This is a genomic window from Solemya elarraichensis gill symbiont (genome assembly GCF_002021095.1).
GTDB lineage: Bacteria > Pseudomonadota > Gammaproteobacteria > Chromatiales > Chromatiaceae.
Genome location: NZ_MPRK01000131.1, coordinates 1 through 5,139 on the forward strand (window position 1 = coordinate 1; position 5,139 = coordinate 5,139).

At 50.0% G+C, this 5,139-nt stretch carries 4 protein-coding genes; 1 reads left to right on the top strand and 3 read right to left on the bottom strand.

The window, feature by feature from the left end; genetic code table 11:
• Positions 1-131: 131 nt before the first annotated feature.
• Positions 132-989, bottom strand: coding sequence for a sterol desaturase family protein (locus BOW51_RS07385; protein ID WP_078477122.1), 858 nt, complete (start codon positions 987-989; stop codon positions 132-134).
• 95 nt (positions 990-1,084) lie between these two features.
• Between BOW51_RS07385 and BOW51_RS07390 the strand changes: the two genes are divergently transcribed.
• The gene (locus tag BOW51_RS07390; protein WP_078477123.1) at positions 1,085-1,753 is read left to right on the top strand and encodes an ArsR/SmtB family transcription factor; all 669 of its coding nucleotides are present in this window, start codon (positions 1,085-1,087) and stop codon (positions 1,751-1,753) included.
• 22 nt (positions 1,754-1,775) lie between these two features.
• Here BOW51_RS07390 and BOW51_RS07395 read toward each other — a convergent pair whose 3' ends face one another.
• The gene (locus tag BOW51_RS07395) at positions 1,776-2,252 is read right to left on the bottom strand and encodes a DUF302 domain-containing protein (protein WP_078477124.1); all 477 of its coding nucleotides are present in this window, start codon (positions 2,250-2,252) and stop codon (positions 1,776-1,778) included.
• 544 nt (positions 2,253-2,796) lie between these two features.
• A partial coding sequence (locus BOW51_RS11160) for a spermidine synthase family protein (protein ID WP_167367270.1) occupies positions 2,797-5,139 on the bottom strand: 2,343 nt, incomplete at its 5' end.

Here is a 5,139-nt window from a genome sequence, read left to right on the forward strand (position 1 = left end):
CAAGCGGTGCTGCCGGGCCCAGCGCTATCAGCCACTCCTGCAGCACTTCTGCACTCAACTGATCACGGTAAATGACTGCAACAGCGATACCGACAACGATAACCAGCAGTAACAGAAGCTGTGTCGCCCGCTTATTCATCATCAGACCATTGGCGGCGGTTTATTGCGTAATCACTGATCTTTCCACGGAATGGTAGCCACAACATACCGGGAAGCCAGGAGACATCGGGTGGTTCCCTGTACTTGTGAATCCCGATGGTCATGCCTTCATGTCCATCGCGTGGTTGGTCACGATATGTGCCAAACAGCCTGTCCCACAAAGACAGGTTGAATCCGAAATTACTGTTCGCCTCATCATCATGGACTGAATGGTGAACGCGATGCATATCCGGCGTCACGACAAACAACCGCACAACACGATCAAGTGCTATTGGCAATCGCACATTGCCATGATTGAACATTGCCATCAAGTTCAAAATCACTTCGAAGAGGATCACGGCAACAACCGGCGGACCCAGTAAAACGATAGTGGCGAACTTGATCAGCATCGACAGGAATATCTCAATTGGATGAAAACGCGCACCAGTGGTGAAATCGTAATCCAGGTCGGCATGGTGCACGCGGTGCAAGCGCCACAACAGGGGTATGGCATGCACCATAATGTGCTGTAGATAGATCACAAAATCCATCACGATAATCGATAGAATAATCGCGATGACCGGTGAGACTGAGACCTGGTTAAATAATCCCCAGTTCTCTTCGCCAGCAATCAGAACAACACCGACCGCTGCTGCAGGGAAAACAAGGCGTAGCAGGAAGCTGTTGAGAAACACAATGCCGAGATTATTGGCCCAGTGGATAGCGCGTGGAATCGACAACGCTCGGCATGGTGCCACATACTCCCAACTAGCCATTATTACGATCATGCCGAAAAAACAGCTCATCCGAACTATTTTTTCGTTGGCAACGACCCAATCAACAAATTCCATCAGACCCCCTCAGCAAAATATCAAGAACTTGCTATACTAAGCATATTCTATTATTCTAGTGATTACTTGAATAAAGCATATAGGAAAGAGAAAACATGTCAAGAAACAACTTCAAACAGGATCTGTTTGCGCAATTTGCCCGCGTAGGCAAGGCACTGGGAAACGGTAATCGCCTGGAATTGATCGAGTTTTTGGCACAAGGCGAGCGCAGTGTTGATGAGCTTGCAAGGGTCTCTGGGCTTACCGTGGCCAACACGTCACAACACCTGCAGCAGCTGCGCCAGGCTGGACTGGTCGAGTGTAGAAAAGAGAGCCAAAGGGTCATCTATCGCCTGAGCGGTGATGATGTGGTTGATCTGCTGACACATCTGCGCAATGTTGCAGAAAGACACCTGGCTGAAGCTGATCACCTGGTAGAAACCTACCTGACAACGCGTGATGAACTTGAACCCATTCCTCGCGACGAACTACTATCTCGAGTTAAAGATGGGCTCGTCACCGTGATAGATGTGCGCCCGGCAGATGAGTACAACAGTGGACATGTTACAGGGGCCGTAAATATCCCTCTGAATGCACTCGAGTATCATCTTGATGATTTCGACAATCGGCAGGAAATCGTGGCCTACTGCCGGGGGCCACATTGCATTCTCGCATTCGATGCCGTTGCAAGCCTGCGCTCAGCCGGAATCAAGGCACGACGACTTGAAGACGGCTTCCCCGAATGGCAAAGGGCCGGCTTATCGGTTGAGCATAATGAACAATAGCTTCAGCTATTGAACCGATTCGTTATTGGCTAACAGCTTTCATCATCTTGCCAATGTCAGCAGATGCATCTCCCATCACTTCAGCAATGGTTCCGCCAAACATCATGCCTACGAGGCCCACATTCATTTCAGACATGTAGACACTACCGTCAGCTGTCTCATACACACCAATACCCAGAGGCATCATCGTACTAACGACCTTATCGTAATCATCCGTTAGAATGCGATTTGCATAATTGGGATTACACAAGGCTACAATCTTGACCCGTTTCATCTCCTTGTGGCCTGCATCAACAATGTTTTTCTGGATATCGAAGACTTTAACTACCTTCCAGCCAGGCTGCGCAGCCACAGCATTTTCTACAGCAGTGACAGTTTCATCGAAACCTTGCGCGCTTTTATGGACGTTAATCATCATTGGCGGCATGGCAAACCATACAGCCACACCCATCAGAAGAAAGCCAATGATGACACCGAGAAATATTGATCTTGATTTCATCGTACTCACCTCCACCAATCTTTCCAGCCAAATGGCCTATTGATCGAAACCGCCAGAAATCTCACTTTGGCGATAACGCTCTTCCTACTAACAGACTAGTATCCACATACGAATTGCACAATGCTTTCAGGTAGCAATATTTCGAAACATTAACGGTGATTTTTACTAAGGAAACTCTGATCTATTCCCTGGTAAGCCGAGTTTGAGTCCAATAGACGGCGATCATAAGGCAAGCGGTGCAACACAGCGAGCGCGTCAATTGACTCAAACCCTTATGGGACGGTCTTTTGCGGGCAATCTGGAGCGTTGGCGAGAAAGTTCTCGCTCAATAGATTGCGCAAAAAAGTCCCGGCAAGGCGCCGGGACAAATCATTGGAGGAGTGCTTCCAAACATGGAATCGGCTAAGTGATCATGTCTTAACCTCGAGATTCTGATTGCCACTTGTGCAAACAGTTATGCAGACTCTCTGGCAAATAAATAGCAATAAGTGTGCCAATCCAGAATTCGCCATTTATCCACGTTATTACCCGCCCGGTTGCCCCATCATGACGCACTGGCTGTAGAAGATTGCACTTCTTTGGTCAGAATCAGTACAAATACCGCGGCCGCAAGAAGGTATAGCAGGATCGCCAACAACACGACGGCTGTGAAACCGAAATGAACAGCAAAGATCGTCGCAATAATGGCACTCATCAGTGAAGCAAAGCCATTGACGCCCCAACCCCACGGTAATAGCCAATCAGCCCTTCCGGAAACACTGCCCAGTGCGAGTGGAAACGGCATTCCCATGAAAAAGGCCAACGGCGCAATAAGAAGAACGGATACAACAATCTTGATTACCCCTGGCTGGGCAGCAAGCGCATTGAAGATCAGCGGATGAACCCATAGTGACAGGAGAGCCATGACGGAGATTCCCAGGATTGCCAGAACAACAGGATTCATCCTGTATCGTCGTGCAACACGGGGGGCGCTGAAACTGCCAAGACCGGAAAAAACCAGGAAACCACACAACACGGCCGCTACTGAATAGACAGGGTCACCAAGGAAAAGAATAAAGCGCTGAATAAAGGCAATTTCGATGAACAGAAAGGCCAGCCCGATCAGAAGAAAATAGAGCATGACGCCACTGATGTACTTGCCTCCAGGCGCATTATTCTCGCGCGGCACAAACCACAGCGGAAGCAACACCAGCAGGATGCTGATGATGAGTGCCTGTACGAGTGTAAATACCAGCACAAGATAACCGAGTTCAATCAGCGAGAAACCTGCCCGGCGCTGAAGTGAGAGTATCTCGCCCAGTGATCCCCACTTGAAATAATTGAAGTAGTAAGGGCGGTCATCGGTAGCCGGTTCAATAGAGAACTTGTAGTTATTGATATACTCAGATGCGTCGCTGCCAAGCAGTGCCTGTGCACCCTCGAAGAAATAGGGCTTGTCGTTAACATTGTAGAGATTCACCTCGGAAGCGGTAATTCCCGGGTACCATACAACATCAAACGAGCGCTCTTCGCAGAACTGTTGCAAGGCGCGGATATCCGTGGGAGCAAATACGCCCTTCTTGATCAACAGGGTACTGGTGTTCCAGCCACGAATCATCACCAGTTGATTTCCCGGCGAATCGACCCCCTCTTCTCTCATGGCGGAAACAGCAGTCGCAAAGAGTTTCAGCGCATCTCGCGGCGGAATCTTGATCCAGCGGGTAATTGATAGCAAACCACCAGGTTGCAGGCGTCGGTAATAGAGTTGTAGCGCTTCACGCGTATAAATATAGTTTTCACTCAGCGCATAGAGTCCGGCACTTGATGCGCCTGCCGCATCCAGCAGTGACATCTGAATCAGGTCGAATTGCGTCTCATTGTGTGCAAGAAATGCACGTGTCTCGGCAATATGCACACGCGTATGCCCGGCGAGCAGTGGCCAACCGGAAAATTCCGCATATTCCTGCTGTAATAGTTCAACCAGCTCGGGATTGAGTTCAACCGCCTCGATGGCGGGTACGCCATGGTATTCCGCCTGCAGGATATCGCTTCCCCCGCCCATGCCCAGTACCAGCACGCGATCCGGACGGGAGAGATGATAGGCAAGTGCAGAGGTCTGGTAGTCGAGATAGCCCAGTTTCGAACGATCACCATCATAGCGGGTGATCGCACTGGGGCCATCACTGTCAACAAAAAGTGCGTACTGTTCAGGAGGTTCAATCATGTTATTTAGACTCACCCCGGCAGCAAGGCGAAATGGAACCTGCCGATTTTCAAGCACTGTCACGACACCATGCGGACCGGAGCTGACACGTTCGACATTTGCACCTGACACCTGCAGCGACTGGCTAAGCGGTTTATATGGCGAGATTTTCAGTAACAGCCAACCCTGTGGAAGGATGAAAATCGCAAATATGCAGCAGAGCACAGCCAATCCAGCCGCCCACCGAAAACGCAGATGCATTTCAAACGCAGCGACTGCAACTGCAGAAAGAGCGATAACAGAGATAGCGAGCAGAACCTGCTGAGGATGCAGAAACAGAAGTGCAACAACAAGCAAAATCGATCCGACTCCGGCTCCGAACAGGTCAAAGCCATAGATCCGCGAAATCTCGCGAGTGAATGCCCCAAACGTCAAAACGATACAGTTCGCGACGAAGAAAAAAGGCAGCAGCAACAGCAGGTATGCTGCCAGCAGATAGCCCCATTGTGCCGAGTCCCATAGGATTTCAAGCGCGTTGAAGGGTAAATCCTGAACCAGCAGAAAACTGCCCACGATCGTGACTGAAAAGGCGATGCCGTTAGCGAGATAGGCGAGCTCAAAGCGTTGCAAGAGCCACTGGCGAGACAGCGTAATCACTGTGCCACTGACACCGTAGCCGAGCAGGGCCAGACTGATAATCATGAA

Bases quoted from the DNA above. Each gene is read 5' to 3' on its own strand.
- BOW51_RS07385 (WP_078477122.1), bottom strand. From the start codon at position 989: ATGGAATTTGTTGATTGGGTCGTTGCCAACGAAAAAATAGTTCGGATG.
- BOW51_RS07390 (WP_078477123.1), top strand. From the start codon at position 1,085: ATGTCAAGAAACAACTTCAAACAGGATCTGTTTGCGCAATTTGCCCGC.
- BOW51_RS07395 (WP_078477124.1), bottom strand. From the start codon at position 2,252: ATGAAATCAAGATCAATATTTCTCGGTGTCATCATTGGCTTTCTTCTG.